16 protein-coding genes and 1 rRNA gene are annotated in these 18,407 nt (G+C 41.7%); 9 read left to right on the top strand and 8 right to left on the bottom strand.

Annotated features, from left to right (window positions below; all coding sequences use genetic code 11):
• Positions 1-7: 7 nt before the first annotated feature.
• The 8 genes from mnmG to rpmH all read right to left on the bottom strand — a co-directional run bounded on the left by mnmG (position 8) and on the right by rpmH (position 6,511).
• Positions 8-1,897 (bottom strand): tRNA uridine-5-carboxymethylaminomethyl(34) synthesis enzyme MnmG, encoded by a 1,890-nt coding sequence (gene mnmG, locus ACTWQL_RS15435; RefSeq protein ID WP_443143325.1) that lies wholly within the window; start codon positions 1,895-1,897, stop codon positions 8-10.
• Between the two features lie 27 nt (positions 1,898-1,924).
• Positions 1,925-3,301: a tRNA uridine-5-carboxymethylaminomethyl(34) synthesis GTPase MnmE gene (gene mnmE, locus ACTWQL_RS15430; RefSeq protein WP_443143324.1), complete on the bottom strand. Its 1,377-nt coding sequence runs from the start codon at positions 3,299-3,301 to the stop codon at positions 1,925-1,927.
• A 205-nt stretch (positions 3,302-3,506) separates the two neighbouring features.
• Positions 3,507-3,731: a hypothetical protein gene (locus ACTWQL_RS15425; protein WP_443143323.1), complete on the bottom strand. Its 225-nt coding sequence runs from the start codon at positions 3,729-3,731 to the stop codon at positions 3,507-3,509.
• Between the two features lie 326 nt (positions 3,732-4,057).
• A complete protein-coding gene (gene jag, locus ACTWQL_RS15420; RefSeq protein WP_443143322.1) occupies positions 4,058-4,678 on the bottom strand; it encodes an RNA-binding cell elongation regulator Jag/EloR in 621 nt (206 codons plus the stop codon).
• Positions 4,675-5,451, bottom strand: a complete 777-nt coding sequence (gene spoIIIJ, locus ACTWQL_RS15415) for a YidC family membrane integrase SpoIIIJ (protein ID WP_443143321.1) — start codon at positions 5,449-5,451, stop codon at positions 4,675-4,677. Before spoIIIJ ends, jag begins: the two co-directional genes overlap by 4 nt.
• 41 nt (positions 5,452-5,492) lie before the next feature.
• Positions 5,493-5,726 carry a membrane protein insertion efficiency factor YidD gene (gene yidD, locus ACTWQL_RS15410; RefSeq protein ID WP_261131424.1) on the bottom strand — a complete coding sequence of 78 codons (234 nt, stop codon included), beginning with the start codon at positions 5,724-5,726 and terminating at the stop codon, positions 5,493-5,495.
• A 4-nt stretch (positions 5,727-5,730) separates the two neighbouring features.
• Positions 5,731-6,081 (bottom strand): ribonuclease P protein component, encoded by a 351-nt coding sequence (rnpA, locus tag ACTWQL_RS15405; protein ID WP_443143320.1) that lies wholly within the window; start codon positions 6,079-6,081, stop codon positions 5,731-5,733.
• A gap of 295 nt (positions 6,082-6,376) precedes the next feature.
• Positions 6,377-6,511: a 50S ribosomal protein L34 gene (gene rpmH / locus ACTWQL_RS15400; protein WP_221567513.1), complete on the bottom strand. Its 135-nt coding sequence runs from the start codon at positions 6,509-6,511 to the stop codon at positions 6,377-6,379.
• 811 nt (positions 6,512-7,322) lie between these two features.
• Between rpmH and dnaA the strand changes: the two genes are divergently transcribed.
• From dnaA to ACTWQL_RS15355, 9 genes are all read left to right on the top strand, one after another.
• Positions 7,323-8,678: a chromosomal replication initiator protein DnaA gene (gene dnaA / locus ACTWQL_RS15395; RefSeq protein ID WP_443143319.1), complete on the top strand. Its 1,356-nt coding sequence runs from the start codon at positions 7,323-7,325 to the stop codon at positions 8,676-8,678.
• Positions 8,679-9,040: 362 nt separating this feature from the next.
• Positions 9,041-10,183 (top strand): DNA polymerase III subunit beta, encoded by a 1,143-nt coding sequence (gene dnaN / locus ACTWQL_RS15390; RefSeq protein WP_443143318.1) that lies wholly within the window; start codon positions 9,041-9,043, stop codon positions 10,181-10,183.
• 127 nt (positions 10,184-10,310) lie between these two features.
• Positions 10,311-10,520 (top strand): S4 domain-containing protein YaaA, encoded by a 210-nt coding sequence (gene yaaA, locus ACTWQL_RS15385; protein ID WP_443143317.1) that lies wholly within the window; start codon positions 10,311-10,313, stop codon positions 10,518-10,520.
• A 14-nt stretch (positions 10,521-10,534) separates the two neighbouring features.
• Positions 10,535-11,656: a DNA replication/repair protein RecF gene (recF, locus tag ACTWQL_RS15380; protein ID WP_443143316.1), complete on the top strand. Its 1,122-nt coding sequence runs from the start codon at positions 10,535-10,537 to the stop codon at positions 11,654-11,656.
• 8 nt (positions 11,657-11,664) lie between these two features.
• Entirely contained in the window at positions 11,665-11,934 is a 270-nt protein-coding gene (gene remB, locus ACTWQL_RS15375) for an extracellular matrix regulator RemB (RefSeq protein WP_221567766.1), read from the top strand.
• A gap of 65 nt (positions 11,935-11,999) precedes the next feature.
• Complete coding sequence (gyrB, locus tag ACTWQL_RS15370; protein WP_443143315.1) at positions 12,000-13,922, top strand: DNA topoisomerase (ATP-hydrolyzing) subunit B; 1,923 nt, start codon at positions 12,000-12,002, stop codon at positions 13,920-13,922.
• 64 nt (positions 13,923-13,986) lie between these two features.
• Entirely contained in the window at positions 13,987-16,569 is a 2,583-nt protein-coding gene (gyrA, locus tag ACTWQL_RS15365; protein ID WP_443143314.1) for a DNA gyrase subunit A, read from the top strand.
• A gap of 171 nt (positions 16,570-16,740) precedes the next feature.
• A complete protein-coding gene (locus tag ACTWQL_RS15360; RefSeq protein ID WP_443143313.1) occupies positions 16,741-17,814 on the top strand; it encodes an HD-GYP domain-containing protein in 1,074 nt (357 codons plus the stop codon).
• Between the two features lie 463 nt (positions 17,815-18,277).
• Positions 18,278-18,407 (top strand): 16S ribosomal RNA (locus ACTWQL_RS15355); the annotation flags it as partial.

The following is an 18,407-nucleotide window of genomic DNA, read 5'->3' as shown; positions in this document are numbered from 1 at the left end:
TCCCCCGTTATTTTGCAAGTTTAGCGATCTTCCCCTGTTCGAGATAGACAAGCAGAATCGAAATATCTGAAGGGTTTACCCCAGATACCCTTGATGCCTGCCCTACTGACAAAGGACGTACCTCGGCAAGTTTTTGCTTTGCTTCTGTCGCAAGACCATTGACCGAAGAATAATCGATGTCTTCCGGGATTTTCTTTTCGTCCATCTTCTTCACTTTTTCAACTTGTTGCAGTTGTTTATCAATATATCCAGCATACTTGGTCTGAATCTCAACTTGCTCCCCGACTACATCAGGAAGTTCAGTTTCAGCCGGAGCAATTTCCTTAATCACATCATAAGTGATTTCTGGTCTTCTCAATAGCGAAGCTGCGCTCATCGGCTCTTTCAATGCACTGCTGCCCGCTTTTTCAAGGATGATTTGTGTGTTTTCATCAGGTTTGACCGACGTATGCTCGAGGCGATCGATCTCCTTGGCAATCTGTTCTTTTTTATACTCGAAACGTTGGTAGCGATCTTCAGGAATCAATCCGATTTCATAGCCTTTTTCCGTCAATCGAAGATCAGCATTATCGTGACGCAGAAGTAAACGGTATTCGGCTCTTGATGTCAGCAAGCGATAAGGTTCATTCGTGCCTTTTGTGACAAGGTCATCAATCAGGACACCGATATAGGCTTCGGAGCGATCTAAAATGACTGGTTCTTCCCCTTTCGCCTTTCGTGCAGCGTTTATACCCGCCATGATCCCTTGACCGGCTGCTTCTTCATAACCACTCGTGCCGTTCAATTGACCAGCTGTAAACAGATTTTCCACGAGTTTTGTTTCCAATGATGGCCATAGCTGTGTTGGTACGATCGCATCATACTCTATGGCATATCCGGCACGCATCATTTCTGCTTTTTCAAGTCCTGGAATGGATTTCAACATGTTGCGTTGCACGTCCTCCGGAAGACTTGTCGATAATCCTTGTACATAAACCTCTTCTGTATTGCGCCCTTCTGGTTCAAGGAAAATCTGATGGCGAGGCTTATCGTTGAACCGAACAATCTTGTCTTCGATTGACGGACAATAGCGCGGTCCGGTCCCCTCAATCATACCCGAATACATTGGAGAGCGCTCGAGATTATTATTGATAAGTTCATGCGTAACTTCACCAGTATAGGTCAACCAACACGGAATCTGATCCATGATGAATTCTGTCGTTTCATATGAAAAGGCTCGTGGAACATCGTCACCAGGCTGGATTTCCGTCTTGCTATAATCAATTGTATGAGAATTGACCCTTGGCGGCGTCCCCGTCTTGAAACGGACCATGTTGAATCCAAGCTTTTTCAAATTATGAGAAAGATTGATAGAAGGCTGCATATTGTTCGGTCCGCTTTCATACGTCAATTCACCAATGATGATTTTTCCTCTCAAATAGGTACCTGTCGTAACGACAACTGTTTTTGCATAATAAGCAGACCCGGTTTTCGTTATAACACCTTTACAGATTCCATCTTCTATAATCAACTCTTCGACCATTCCCTGGCGGAGAGTCAGATTTTCTTCCTGTTCCATCGTTTTTTTCATTTCATTCTGATACAAAAATTTATCCGCCTGCGCACGCAGTGCTCTTACAGCAGGACCTTTCCCTGTGTTCAGCATTTTCATTTGGATATGCGTTTTGTCAATGTTCCTTGCCATTTCTCCACCGAGCGCATCGATTTCACGCACGACGATCCCTTTGGCTGGTCCCCCGACAGACGGGTTACATGGCATATATGCAATTGTGTCCAAATTCAATGTCAAGACGAGTGTTTTCGCACCCATCCTTGCAGAAGCTAACGCCGCTTCTACCCCTGCATGACCGGCACCTATGACGATGACATCGAACGTGCCTGCATCATATTGTTTCATAGTTGGAACCTCCTATTGTTCCTAAAATTATTTCCCGAGACAAAATTGAGAGAACAACTGATCAATCAAGCTTTCTGATACAGAATCCCCAATAATCTCTCCTAATATTTCCCATGTTCTTGTAATATCGATTTGCACCATATCTACTGGAAGTCCGGCTTCGATCCCTGCAAAAGCATCCTCTAGAGAGCGTTTCGCCTGTTTCAATAGTGAGATATGACGTGAATTAGAAACATACGTCATATCTCCTGCCTCGACATGTCCAGTAAAAAAGAGTTCTTTTATCGATTCTTCGAGCTTATCGATTCCTTCTTCTTCTTTTATGGAGGTAGAGACGACAGGATGATCTTTTGCTAATTCCCGTACCTCTTCCATGTCGATTTCTTGGTTCAAATCGGTTTTATTAACGATGACTATGACGTCCATTCCCTTAACAGCTTCAAACAACTTCTTGTCCTCTTCAGTTAAGGATTCACCATGATTCAGCAGCAATAAGATCAGGTCAGCCTCTTTCAAAACTTGGCGAGAACGTTCTACCCCGATCCGTTCTACAATGTCTTCCGTTTCCCGAATCCCTGCGGTATCCACAAGCCGTAAAGGGACCCCTCTTACATTCACATATTCTTCAATGACATCCCTTGTCGTACCTGGAATATCTGTCACGATTGCTTTGTTTTCATGGACAAGACTGTTCAACAACGAAGATTTCCCGACATTTGGTCTTCCGATGATGACTGTTGATAGACCTTCCCTCAGGATTTTCCCTTGCTCTGCTGTTTGTAGCAACGACTCGATTTCCCTTTTTACATATCCTAATTTTTCGGTCAGCAGCTGGTGGGTCATTTCTTCAGCATCATACTCTGGATAATCTATGTTCACTTCGACATGCGCGACGGTTTCCAGCAATGTTTGTCGAAGCTTCTGGATAAGCTTTGATAGCCGTCCCTCCATCTGGTTGAGCGCGACATTCATAGCTCTGTCTGTTTTTGCCCGTATCAAATCCATGACCGCTTCTGCTTGCGAAAGATCGATTCTTCCGTTCAAAAAAGCGCGCTTGGTAAATTCACCTGGTTCAGCTAAACGGGCTCCGCTGTTCAAAGCAATTTCCAACACCCGATTGACAGAGACGAGCCCCCCATGACAGTTGATTTCGACCACGTCTTCACGAGTGAACGTTTTCGGCCCCTTCATAACCGTCACCATTACTTCTTCAGCTTTTTCACTTGTATCAGGGTCAACGATGTAACCATAATGGATCGTATGGCTTTCTACCTCTTTCAACGCCTGTTTCCCCCGATACATTTTATCTGCAATATCAAGTGCTTGCTCTCCGCTCAAACGGACAATCGCGATTGCCGCCTCCCCCATCGGTGTCGATATCGCGGTTATCGTATCTCCTTCCATGGATTCCACCTCTTTTCTTTATCGTTTCCCGAATCATGCTTCCTAACTCAATAGAATAGCATACTTTCGCTTATCTATAAATTCTCGATATGTTATGCACATTCAGTCCTGTATTTTAAAACAACTCTTATCAGTATTTATCCACAGTGGATAAATTCAAACAGAATTCTTGGGTGTTTTTTTGAATTATCCACAACTAACTAGTTTAGTTCTTTCTCAGACAAGAATCAATCTTTATCTTTGGCTCTTTTCTAAAAGATTGTTGCTTTTGAGTCATTTTTAAAAATTCACCTTGTGCAAGTTGATTGGAGAGCAAGGTGCGAGACTCCTCGAAAATGAAAATCGCATTTTCTTCGTGCGATGTAACGCTGCCGAAGCTTTCCTTGCCTGCGGGATCAGCGTGCCTACTACCTGAATAATCTCCTCGCAAGGCATGCGACGAGGAAGCTCGCTTCGACAGGACTTTCTTGTAGACGCAGGAGCACAAATGCTTCCTTGAAAAGGAGACTCCTGAGGTAGCAAGGCGACGAGTGGGCTCACCGCACGCCCCGCGGAAAGCGAACATCCTGGAGCGGAAATCAACGACTTTCAAAAGCAACAAAGTTTGCGAAAATAGCCTTATCTTTTGAAGGAAGAAAAAGTCTACAAAAACACAAAAACCTTCCTCTGATTACCACAACGAATGTACTGTGGTTGAACTAAAAAAAGTGCCCGGCTCTCTTTTCGAGAAGCTGGACACTTCATAAAAACACTCTATTATTCGAATGTCGGACTGATGATTACCCTTCGATGCGGATCGCTGCCTTCCGAAGAAGTCTGTACTTTGTTGTTTGATTTCAATGTCATATGAATGACTTTTCGTTCCATGGAAGGCATCGGTTCAAGGGATACCTTTTTATTGATTTTTAGCGCTTTTGAAGCTAAACGATGAGCAAGTTTTTCGAGAGTTTCTTTCCTTCTCTCCCTGTAGTTCTCCGCATCTAAGATAATACGTTTGAATTCATCTGAAGATTTATTCGCCACCAAGTTGGTGAGATACTGCAACGCATTCAAAGTCTGACCGCGCTTTCCAATCAGGATCGCGATCTTCTCACTCTCCATTTCGAGGATCGTACCATCTTCATCTTCTTTTACCGTGACAGTAACTTCAACACCCATTTTAGATGCTACCTTCTTCAGGAATTGAATGGCATCATCCAATGGATCTGCCTTGACTGTCACTTTTACTGTTGCCGGTTTAGAACCTAACCCAAGAAACCCTTTCTTGGATTCTTCGATGATTTCAATTTCCACTTTATCTTTAGATGTCTGTAGCTGGGCTAGTGCCTCTTCTACTGCTTCTTCTACTGACTTGCTCGTAATCGTCACTTGCTTCACTTTTTCGCGCCCCCCGTAGCATTACTTTCCTTATTTTTCATTGGAAGTGTAATAAAATAGGTTTGTGCAATCATGAATATGTTACCGACTACCCAATATAGGGAAAGTGCAGCTGGAAATGTAATCGCAAATACGACGATCATGATCGGCATGATGTACAGAAGCATTTTCATCTGCGGGTTCGCTTCCATGCTGTCTGTTCCACCCATCATGATCCGTTGCTGTAAGTATGTTGTTAATCCTGCAATCAACGGTAACAAATAGATTGGATCAGGATTTCCAAGGTCGAACCAAAGGAAATTATGATTCGCAATCTCTTCTGTCCGCATGATCGCATGGTAAAAGCCTAATAAAATCGGCATTTGTATGATCAATGGCATACAACCAGCCAATGGATTGACGCCATGTTTCTGGAATAGCTGCATCGTTTCTTGTTGTAACTTCTGTTGAGTCTTCTGGTCTTTCGAGCTGTATTTTTCACGCAATGCCTTGATGTCCGGTTGGATCCTTTGCATTGAGATCGAGCTTTTTGTCTGTTTGATCATCAGCGGTAAAAGTACTGTACGGATCAAAATAGTGACTATAACGATCCCAAGTCCATAATTACCATTGAAAAACTCAGCAACCTCTATGATCAGCCATGATAATGGATAAACGAAATACTTATCCCAAAAACTATCACTTTCACTGGTGATAGGTTGATCAAGGGAACAACCTGCTAGGAACATTACCATCAAAACGGCTGGAATTAATAAGCCTATTCTCTTTCTCACTTGCTAAATCCTCCTTACAACGATACCTTTCTTCAAAAAGGTTATCCCTGTTCCTTCTTTTCCTTTTCAGGTACAGGATCAAATCCTCCTGGATGGAACGGATGACATTTCAAAATCCGCTTCACGGCCAACCATCCCCCTACCAGTGCACCATGTTTTTGGACTGCTTCCAATCCATATGATGAACAAGTCGGGTAGAATCGACATGAAGGCGGAGTAAATGGTGAAATGCATTTCCGATAAAATTGAATCAATGCAATCAATATATATTTCATACCATCATCCTCTAGGTCCCCTCATTAGTTTAGAACGTTTCATCACATGGATCAAACTGCTCTTAACCTCATGAAAATCCATTGAGGAAGTAGGTTTTCTTGCGATAATCACATAATCATATGAGTCCTTGATATTCTCTTCCAACTCGTGAAAAGCTTCACGAACGAGACGTTTGATACGATTTCGAGTGACAGCGTTTCCGATTTTTTTACTTACGGATAAACCTAATCGGAAATAATCCTGATCAGGCTTTCTTAAGTAATATATCACAAACTGGCGATTTGCGAATGATTCTCCTTTACGGAATACCGCCTGGAACTCTTCATTTTTTTTTATCCGATATTTTTTCTTCATCCGGATTCACTCCGACACTACTTCTTCATTTTTAAAGAAAACTTGGGCTTTGCCAAGCCCTTGGCGTAGGCTGAGCCATTAGTTGCACTTATACTGGAGAAAGTATTCTATACTTTCTTTAAGTGGAATAATAGGCTCTGTTATTTTTCACTGTTGATTTTTGTTGAAATTCACTCCATTTCAGCGGGCGATCCGCAGGAGTATTACGAATTTCATTTGTTAAAAACAACATTAAAAAACGAACAAAGCCAAATAATAAATCCATGTGAAAAAAGACCACTGTTTATTCAGTGGCCTACGCTGATAATACTTTTCTTCCTTTTTGACGACGACGAGCTAGAACTTTACGTCCATTTTTCGTGCTCATTCGCGCACGGAATCCGTGTACTTTCTTACGCTTACGATTATTTGGTTGAAATGTAGGTTTCATTTATTACACCTCCTCGAGGATTTCAAGTACATTTAGACAGTCCTAGTAATTATAAGAACATCTCACCTTTCTGTCAAGTTCAGGAGCAATCTTTCTATTATTATGAAAATTAAATACCTCTGCGATCCAAGTCTTGATTATGAAGATTTTCTTCCCCTTCTTACTTTCTACAATTTTTGCTCTGATCGTTTTTATTATTGTTTTTGTAGACGCCGGAAATATACTCGCTTTCCACGGGCAATCCGCAAGGCGACGAGTGGGCTCACCGCACGCCCCGCGGAAAGCGATCAACGACTTTCAAGAGCAACAAAGTTTGCGAAAACAGTTAATAGAAAACTTACTAACACGAAATTTCCACATCCACTGATAATTCTCCAAAAAAATCACTCTGGAAAACGTTGTGGATAATTTTTCGACACATTTTTCAATATCCACATCCATTATCGACAAATTACACACAAAATCTAGTGCTGTGGACAACTATATTCCACAAGGTGTTGTAATTGTGGATAACCATAAAAAACTCATTGCAACAACTGAATCCTTTTGATATGATTATTGTGTTTTAACTCGTTCAAAACTTCCTCGAATAAACAGTTTATCCACACGCTGTGGATAAAAATGTGGACATTCATGCACCTATGTGTATAAGCTTGTCCACAAATTTGTGTATATAGAACATATCCCCTGTTTCTACTATATTAAATGTTATTCACATTTGCTGTGAACAGACTCGACACAATGGGGTGACTTTTTTCAAGGTCAACCTCTTCATTTGATACTTAAAATTTCGACAAAAAGGAGGGTTAGGATGGAAAATATCACAGATTTATGGAACAAAGCGCTTGCCGAAATTGAAACGAAACTGAGTAAGCCTAGTTTCGAAACATGGCTGAAATCGACGACTGCCCATTCCTTACAGGATGATACGCTTATCATTACCGCACCGAATGAATTCGCCCGTGATTGGCTTGAATCCAGATATTCGAATTTAATTTCAGAGACCTTAGATACAATCACTGGGACGAAGCTCGCAGTGAAATTCATCATTCCTCAGAACCAGACCCAAGAAGAGCTTGATCTTGACCAGGCTGCGAAGAAGAAAGCGAAGGTTGAAGTAGAAGCAGCCGACGAGAATTTAACGCAAAGCATGTTGAATCCAAAATATACGTTTGATACATTCGTCATCGGTTCTGGTAACCGATTTGCCCATGCTGCATCACTTGCTGTCGCTGAAGCTCCAGCAAAAGCATATAATCCCTTATTCATCTATGGGGGGGTTGGTCTTGGTAAAACCCACTTGATGCATGCAATCGGGCATTATGTCATTGATCACAAACCAAGTGCGAAAGTCGTCTACCTTTCCTCTGAAAAGTTTACGAATGAATTCATCAACTCCATCCGTGACAATAAAACTGTCGATTTTCGCAATAAGTTCCGGAATGTTGACGTTTTATTAATTGATGATATTCAATTCTTGGCCGGAAAAGAACAGACTCAAGAGGAATTTTTCCATACATTCAACGCTTTGCATGAAGAAAGCAAACAAATTGTCATCTCAAGTGATCGACCGCCTAAGGAAATCCCGACACTTGAAGATCGGTTGCGTTCACGTTTTGAATGGGGCTTGATTACAGACATCACGCCGCCAGATCTTGAAACACGTATTGCCATCCTTCGTAAAAAAGCCAAAGCTGAAGGTCTTGATATTCCGAACGAAGTGATGCTTTATATTGCAAATCAGATTGATACCAACATTCGTGAACTGGAAGGTGCACTGATTCGTGTGGTTGCGTATTCATCTCTCATCAACCAGGATATGAATGCAGATCTTGCCGCAGAAGCTTTGAAAGATATCATTCCGTCGTCAAAACCGCGTACATTGACGATACATGATATTCAAGAAATGGTCGGAGAACAATTCAATGTACGTTTAGAGGACTTTAAAGCGAAGAAACGAACGAAATCCGTTGCGTTCCCTCGACAAATTGCGATGTATCTCTCAAGAGAAATGACGGATTTTTCTTTACCGAAAATTGGAGAGGAATTTGGTGGACGTGACCATACAACAGTGATTCATGCCCATGAGAAAATCTCTAAATTATTAGCAACCGATCAGCATTTTCAAAACAAAATCAAAGAAATTCAAGACTTGTTGAAAAACTAGCAGCTGTGAACGAATGTGTATAACTAGAATCCTTGATGTGTTTTTATCAACACTCTATCCACATGTGGACAACCTTTATAAAAACGACATTGTTCGACTTATCCACAAACTCACAGCGCCTACTATTATTACTGCTATATTTTTATTTATTATTAAAGAATAATATGTCCCGGATTTTAATAGATTCTAATTAATTTGCGCGTAACAATTTTGGAAGTTTAGGATATAGAACTTTTCAGCAAGTAACGAGGAAATGCTGAGGAACGTTTAGGAACCAAGTAAAGACTAACTTAAGCTAACATACGCCAAAGACATGGCTTTGCTAAGTTTTCTTTATCAGGAACTGAGGAGGAAATCAATTCATGAAATTCATAATGAACCGAGATCAGCTTGTCGATAGTGTGCAAGATGTGATGAAAGCTGTTTCTACTCGTACAACCATTCCCATTCTGACAGGGATTAAAATTGAAGCCCATGAAGATGGTGTGACGCTGACAGGTAGTGACTCTGATATCTCGATTGAACGATTCATACCTGCAGAAGAAGATGGTTATGAACATGTGGAAGTTGAAAAACCAGGGAGCATTGTCTTACAGGCGCGCTTTTTCTCTGAAATCGTAAAAAAATTACCAGATTCAAAGATTGAACTTGAGGTGTATGAACGCTTTGCAACCAGGATCCGATCAGGTTCTTCGGAATTCAATCTGAATGGATTGGATCCACAGGAATATCCGAGATTGCCTGAAGTACAGGAAAATAATAAATTCAGTGTTCAAGCGGACCTACTGAAAACATTGATTAGACAAACCGTGTTTGCAGTGTCCACCTCAGAAACACGCCCGATATTGACAGGTGTAAACTGGCATATCGAAAACGGTGAATTGAACTGTGTTGCAACAGATAGCCATCGGCTGGCTTCTAGAGTCGCAACTGTAGAAGCAACGTCAGAGGAATTAGAGTTTTCAAATGTCGTCATTCCTGGAAAGAGTTTGACGGAGTTATCCAAAATTCTTGATGATTCAAGTGAATTGATCGATATCGTCCTTACAGAAAGCCAAGTGTTATTTAAAGCAAAGAACATCTTATTCTTCTCAAGATTATTGGATGGAAATTACCCAGATACATCAAAATTGATTCCAAATGAAAGTAAAACGGTAATGGTGATTTCATCGAAAGAATTTTTACAAGCAATTGATCGTGCTTCCTTACTTGCAAAAGAGGGAAGAAACAACGTTGTCAAGCTTTCGACGTTAGACGACGGTGAGGTTGAAATTTCCTCAAACTCTCCTGAAATCGGAAGAGTATTCGAACATGTGTCAACACAATCCTTCGAAGGAGATGAATTGAAAATCTCCTTTAGTGCAAAATATATGATGGATGCTTTGAAAGCGATGGATTGTTCTGAAGTGCAAATCCAGTTTACAGGAGCAATGCGGCCGTTCGTACTGACGCCGATTGAAGAAAAGACAATCAAACAACTGATTTTACCTGTACGAACCTATTGATAGATGAAGAATAGCTAACCTTTGGTGTAAACGGAGTAACTAGATTGAAGAGCTACTAGTGACAATAATAAGTGTCCTAGTAGCTTTTCTTGCACATGATAGAAGGACAAGATCGGAGGCAGATGATATGGAAATCAAAATCAATACAGAATACATTACCCTTGGCCAATTATTGAAGCAAGCAGATGTGATTCAATCTGGCGGCATGGTAAAATGGTATTTGGCAGAACATGACGTATTTGTAAACGATGAACCTGAACAGCGCAGAGGCCGGAAGCTGTATGAAGGGGACACCGTTTCAATACCGGATACTGGAACATTGGTCGTAACACGTTGAATGGGGGTTTCCCTTTGCATTTAAAAGAGCTGCAGCTGAAAAATTATCGTAACTATGAAAGTGAAGAAGTCAGTTTTCAAGATAATGTGAACGTCTTTATTGGCGAAAATGCCCAGGGTAAGACGAATATTATGGAAGCGATCTATGTTTTGGGGTTCGCGAAATCCCACAGGACACCGAGAGATAAAGAATTGATACGCTGGGACTGTGAATATGGTAAAATAGAAGGTAGGGTCCAAAAAAGGAACGGTCCGCTATCTTTACAGATTGTCATAAGTCAAAAAGGTAAAAAAGCGAAATATAACCATATCGAACAACGGAGACTGACGGACTATATCGGCGCATTGAACATCGTCATGTTTGCACCTGAGGATTTAAACTTGGTAAAAGGGAGCCCTCAGGTGCGACGTCGTTTTATCGATATGGAAATCGGCCAGATCAGTCCAGTCTATCTGCATCATTTAAGTCAATATCAGAAGATTCTCCAACAAAGGAATCATCTATTGCGTGATTTAGCCCGACGCCGAAAAAAAGAACAGGAAGTGATGCTTGATATTTTGACAGAGCAACTTGTCGAACATGCTGCGAAAATCGTTTCCAAGCGCTTTGATTTTCTGGAAATGCTGCAAGAATGGGCGTCACCGATCCATTCAGGGATCACTAAGGGGAATGAATTGCTTAAAATAGAATACAAATCCTCAGTACAGGTATCAGAATCGACGGATATGACGAAAATGATAGAAGAGTATAATCAGAAATTTACTAAAATAAAAGAAAAAGAGATCGATCGCGGTACGACGATGGCTGGTCCTCATCGTGATGACCTCCTGCTGTATGTAAATGGGAAGGATGTTCAGACATATGGTTCCCAGGGGCAGCAGCGAACAACAGCTCTCTCTTTGAAACTAGCTGAAATAGAACTGATCAAATCTGAAGTTGGTGAATATCCTCTTTTGTTATTGGATGATGTATTATCAGAACTTGATGACAGTCGGCAATCCCATTTATTGAACACGATTCAAGGAAAAGTACAAACCTTCGTCACGACTACAAGCGTGGATGGAATTGAACACGAAACACTGAATGATGCAAGTCTTTTCAATGTCGAACATGGGAAAGCGACGTTAATAAAGTGAGGTGAGCAATCCTGTTTATACATCTGGGAGAAAATGTCGTCGTACAAGCCAGGGATGTTGTTGCAATTTTCGATTATGAGATTGCGAAAGGATCTGAAGAAACGAAAGAATTTCTAGATCACCATAAAAGCGGTGATACGTTGGAAGTCATCAATCCTGAATTGATCAAATCCATTGTTTTAACGACAGAAGAAGTGTTCCTATCACCGTTATCGTCTGTAACTCTGAAAAGAAGGGCAAGAATCAATCAAAACTTCGAAAAATTATTGAATGGTTAAAAACCAGAGAACTTATATAGATTATTTTGTTTATGATGTTCGAAAAAAGAAGCAGGTGAAAAATAATGAGTATTGACCAAGGTACAGAAAAACAAACATATGATGAGAGTCAGATACAGGTACTCGAAGGACTAGAGGCTGTCCGTAAGCGTCCGGGTATGTATATCGGCTCTACAAGCAAACGAGGATTGCATCATCTCGTTTGGGAAATTGTCGATAACAGCATCGATGAAGCATTGGCTGGATACTGTACAGAAATCCGTGTTTCGGTCGAAAAAGACAACAGCATCACAGTCCAGGATAATGGACGTGGAATTCCTGTAGGAACTCATGAAAAAACAGGACGCCCGGCTGTAGAAGTAATCATGACAGTGCTGCATGCCGGCGGTAAATTCGGCGGCGGTGGTTATAAGGTTTCAGGCGGACTGCATGGTGTAGGTGCATCAGTCGTAAACGCACTGTCTACTGAGCTTGAGGTCAAAGTACATCGTGATGGGAAGGTCCATTATCTGAAGTTCCATCGTGGCATACCTGCTGAAGAACTGAAAGTCATCGGAGAGACTGACATTACGGGAACGATCACCCACTTTGTCCCTGACCCGGAAATTTTCTCTGAAACAAAAGAGTATGACTTTGAAATCTTAGCAAACCGATTAAGGGAACTTGCATTTTTGAACCGTGGACTTACAATCATCGCTGAAGATAAGCGTGAAGAAGAACCAGTTGAACATGTGTACCATTATGAAGGCGGAATCAAATCTTACGTGGAGCACATCAACCGTACGAAGGAATCTCTTCATGAACCGATCTTTGTCGAGGGGATGCGTGACGATATTTCTGTTGAGATCGCAGTCCAATACAATGATAGCTTTGCAAGCAATCTTTATTCTTTTGCGAACAACATCAATACACATGAGGGTGGAACCCACGAATATGGGTTTAAGACCTCTTTAACGCGTGTCATCAATGATTATGCACGAAAGAATAATCTTTTGAAGGAAGATGGGAACTTATCCGGTGATGATGTAAGGGAAGGTCTTACTGCGATCATTTCCATCAAGCACCCGGATCCACAATTCGAAGGACAGACAAAAACAAAACTGGGTAACGCTGAGGCGCGGACAGTAACGGAATCTGTTTTTGGAGAAAAGTTCTCCCAGTTCCTATATGAAAACCCGACTGTAGCGAAACAAATCGTAGAAAAAGGAAGCATGGCGCTGCGGGCTCGACTGGCTGCGAAGAAAGCGCGTGAACTAACGCGCCGTAAAAGTGCGCTTGAGGTTTCTGCATTGCCAGGAAAACTTGCCGATTGTTCGTCGAAAGACGCATCCATTTCCGAGTTGTACATCGTTGAAGGTGACTCAGCAGGTGGTTCAGCGAAACAAGGTCGAGATCGACACTTTCAAGCGATTCTTCCATTACGAGGGAAAATCATCAACGTTGAAAAAGCACGATTGGATAAAATCCTATCGAATAATGAAATCCGTGCGATCATTACGGCTCTTGGTACCGGGATCGGTGAGGAGTTTGAATTGTCCAAGGCTCGGTATCATAAAATCATCATAATGACGGATGCGGATACGGATGGCGCTCATATCCGTACATTATTGCTGACATTCTTATATCGTTATATGCGTCCATTGATTGAAAATGGGTATATTTATATCGCTCAACCACCTTTATATAAGATTCAACAAGGTAAAAAAGTGATTTATGCTTATAACGATAAAGAAAAAGAGCGAGTGCTGGATGAATTATCAAAATCTCCAAAACCATCCCTTCAACGTTACAAAGGTCTTGGTGAGATGAATCCGACGCAGCTTTGGGAAACGACAATGAATCCGGATGAACGGACAACCCTACAGGTTGAACTCCAAGATGCCATGGAAGCGGATGAAATTTTTGAGATTTTAATGGGAGATAAGGTAGAGCCACGTAGAGATTTCATTCAAGGGAATGCTCAATACGTGAAAAACCTTGATGTCTAATCCAACTAGTAGAACTGATTGATACATGATATAGACAATGAAGTGTAATTGGAGGTAAGCGGGAATGGCCGATATCGAACAATCTCGAAAGAAAGAAATCAATATCAGCGATGAAATACGAACATCGTTCATGGATTACGCGATGAGTGTAATTGTCAGCCGTGCTCTTCCAGACGTTAGAGATGGTCTGAAGCCTGTACATCGCCGTATTCTGTATGCAATGAACGACCTCGGTATGACAGCAGACAAGGCGTATAAAAAGTCTGCTCGTATCGTCGGGGAAGTAATTGGTAAATATCATCCGCATGGTGATTCAGCCGTCTATGATGCGATGGTACGTATGGCACAAGATTTCAACTATCGCAATATGCTGATCGATGGACACGGTAACTTCGGTTCTGTTGATGGCGATGCAGCAGCTGCGATGCGTTATACAGAAGCGAGAATGTCCAAAATTTCGATGGAAATGATCCGTGACATTCAAAAGGATACAATTGACTATAAGGAAAACTATGACGGAAGTGAACAAGAACCGGTTGTCCTTCCTGGACGTTTTCCGAATCTTCTCGTAAACGGTGCGGCGGGAATCGCCGTCGGAATGGCGACGAATATCCCGCCACATCAGCTCGGTGAAGTCATCGATGGTGTCCTTGCTTTAAGTGAAAATCCTGATTTAGAAATCCCAGATTTGATGGAATACATCCCTGGCCCAGATTTCCCTACTGGTGGAGAAATTTTAGGCCGCGAAGGTATACGTCGTGCTTATACGACTGGTCGTGGATCGATCATGACCCGTGCCAAAGCACATATTGAAGAAAAAGATAATGGCCGAAAATCGATCATCGTCAACGAAATCCCTTACCAGGTCAACAAGGCGAAATTGATTGAAAAAATCGCTGAACTTGTACGGGACAAACGGATTGAAGGAATCTCCGATCTTCGTGACGAATCAGACCGCAACGGTATGCGCATCGTCATCGAAGTCCGGAAAGACGCAAATGCTAACGTCCTTTTAAATAATTTATATAAACAAACAGCACTTCAGACAAGCTTCGGGATCAACCTGTTAGCTCTTGTGGATGGACAACCGAAAGTCCTGAACCTGAAGGAATGTCTTCACTATTATTTGAAGCATCAGCAGGAAGTTATTCGTCGACGTACGATTTTTGAATTGAAAAAAGCTGAGGCACGTGCCCATATCCTTGAAGGATTGCGCATTGCGCTCGATCATATCGATGAAATTATTGCGCTCATCAGAGGTTCACGTACGACAGATATCGCACGTGAAGGATTAATGGAACAATTCTCGTTATCTTACGAGCAGGCACAAGCAATCCTCGATATGCGTCTGCAACGTCTTACTGGTTTAGAACGCGATAAAATCGAAGACGAATACAATGAACTTGTGAAGTTGATCGCTGAACTGAAAGCGATATTGGCAGATGAAGAAAAGGTTCTCGAAATCATCCGTACAGAGCTTTTAGAGATTAAAGAAAAATTCAATGACCAACGTAGAACAGAAATCACAATCGGTGAAAATGCGATTGAAGATGAAGATCTCATCCCTCGCCAGCAGATTGCGATCACCGTTACACATAATGGATATATCAAACGCCTTCCTTTATCCACTTACCGTGCACAACGGCGTGGAGGGCGAGGTATTCAGGGAATGGGAACGAATGATGATGACTTCGTCGAACATCTATTATCGACGAATACACATAACACGATCTTATTCTTTACGAATCTCGGTAAGGTTTATCGTCTAAAAGGATATGAAATTCCTGAACTCGGAAGGACCGCAAAAGGGATCCCAATCATCAATCTCTTGCAGATTGAAAAGGGTGAATCGATTTCAGCGATCATTCCAGTGGAAGAGTTTGTCGATAACTGGTATCTCTTCTTCGGCACAAAGGACGGCATATGCAAACGTTCACCACTATCCGCATTTGCCAACATCCGTCGCGGCGGCCTCTTTGCCATCAATCTCCGTGAAGGGGATGAATTGATTGGCGTCAGACTGACAGACGGTAACAAAGATATCATCATCGGTACAAACAGCGGAATGGCTGTCCGATTCCATGAAACTGATGTCCGTTCAATGGGAAGAACTGCAACTGGTGTTAAAGGAATTTCCTTACGTGAAGAGGATTATGTCATCGGGATGGAGCTTCTCAATACAGACGAAGAACGTGACATCATGATTGTTACTGAAAAAGGGTTCGGTAAACGTACGCCAATGGAAGAATACCGTGTACAATCACGTGGCGGGGTCGGTCTCCGAACATGTAACATCACGGATAGGAACGGGAAAGTGATTGCACTGAAAACCGTCACCGAAGAACAAGAAATCATGATCATAACCACGACCGGTATCGTTATCCGTATGGCAATCGGTGACATCTCACAATATGGACGTAATACACAAGGTGTCCGATTGATCAAATTGAACGAAGGTGTCGAGGTCGCAACGATTGCAGTCGTCGATAAGGTTGATGAAGAGGAAGAGGTCGAAGGAGAAGAATCTCCAGCTGACGAAGTAACAAATGAACAAGAAACATCTGAAGAACCTATTCAAGATGATACAGAATCGTCCGATACAACTAATGACGATGATTCCTCATCAGATGAAGGAACCGAAGAGTAATCAATGACGGAGGGAAATCATTTTCCTCCGTTTTTTGAACTCTGTTTTTCTATTCATAGAGATAAAGAAAACTTGGGCTTTGCCAAGCCCTAGCGCAGGCTGAGCCATTAGTTGCGCTTATACTTTCTTTAAGTACGAAAAAAATTCTTTTTTAAAAAGGGGGCGGGTCTATTGAAAGTACTTGTACATAATTTAAATCCAGGTGTAGTTTTGACAAGCGATGTGTTTTCCCTGACGAGTCGCCCAATCATTACCCGTGACACGGAGTTGACTGAGGAACATATCGAAGTGTTGAAAGCATTTTCGATTACTGAGGTTGAAGTGAAGAGCCCCAAATCAGCTGCTAAAAAACAAAAAGATGAATATATGACATCCAGCACGACGAACACGGAACAAAACACAGATTTTCATTCACTTTATAAAAAAGCAGTCATCCAGTATAAAAAGCAGTTTGAAAATTGGCAAGCTGGTACAGCAGTTGATCTCTATCAGGTCCGTCTTGAAATCGTTCCACTTCTTGAAATTGCATTGGATAAGCCGAAAACGATCCTTTCACTGCATCACTTTTCTGAGGCTCAGCATTATATTTATCATCATGCAGTATCTGTGGGGTTGATTTCCTCATTCTTAGCAAAGAAACTCTCCTATTCAAAAGGGGATATCATCCAACTCGGGCTAGCCGGTGCTCTTATTGATTGTGGAATGTCGAAGATCCAGCCAAGGATCTTTAATAAAAGGGACAACCTTACACAATCAGAATATGAAGAAGTGAAACAACATCCGATTCTCGGCTATAAAATGTTAAAAGGCCTCACAGGTATAAAAGAAAGTGTCCTACTGAGTGTATTACAGCATCACGAACGCGAAGACGGAAGCGGTTATCCATTAGGGACAAAAGGAAGTCAATTGAATCAATACAGCCGCATTGCAGCCATTGCTGATGTATTCCATGCCATGACCTCGGAACGGATTTACCGGACCAAACAATCTCCATTTAAAGTACTGGAGCAAATGCAAATGGATCAATTCGGGAAATTCGATACGAAAATCTTAAACATCCTAGTAAATGAATTAACTGCATTTTCGGTCGGAACCAAAGTTGAACTTACGAACGGTCAGGTTGGGGAGATCGTCTTCATCGATCCACAATCACATACCCGTCCAATGGTGAAAATCGATGGAGTGGATGAAATCATTGCACTTACGAAACGTACAGACTTATATATCGAGACCATTTTAACCTAAGGAAGAGAAGTATTTTTCTCTTTCTTTTTTTTTTGGCTTTGTTCTTCTTGATGAAATTCACTCCCTTTATACGGCAAAACGTAAGCATCTTCGCTCACTTCCACAGGATGTGCTGGACTCGAGGTTCACAACAAGACCATGGACTTCAGAGTTAGCAAATTTCGCTTAAAGGCCTTTCTAAAACAAATCAACATTAACCTTAATTTTTATTTAAAAATATAGTTGAACAAGCTTAAGAATCATGATATAGTTATCAACGTTGCTCTTAAAACAACCGATAAAATAATTACAAAAAAGTTATTGACGGGTGTTTCAAGAGATGTTATATTATTTAAGTCGCCTCAAAACGGGGCAACGAAAATCAGCTCTTTGAAAACTGAACAAAAGCCAAGCGTGAAACGGGTCTTTTTAAAAAGAACCCTGATCAATTTTTAAGTTTTACATTAATGAGCAATCAAACACTTTATTGGAGAGTTTGATCCTGGCTCAGGACGAACGCTGGCGGCGTGCCTAATACATGCAAGTCGAGCGGACCAACGAGGAGCTTGCTCCTCAGAGGTCAGCGGCGGACGGGTGAGTAACACGTGGGCAAC

Origin of the sequence: Pseudalkalibacillus sp. R45 (genome assembly GCF_052246725.1) — a bacterium.
Lineage (GTDB): Bacteria > Bacillota > Bacilli > Bacillales > Fictibacillaceae > Pseudalkalibacillus.
The sequence above is the reverse complement of the archived record's forward strand: the minus strand, read 5'-3'. Positions and strand labels throughout refer to the sequence as shown.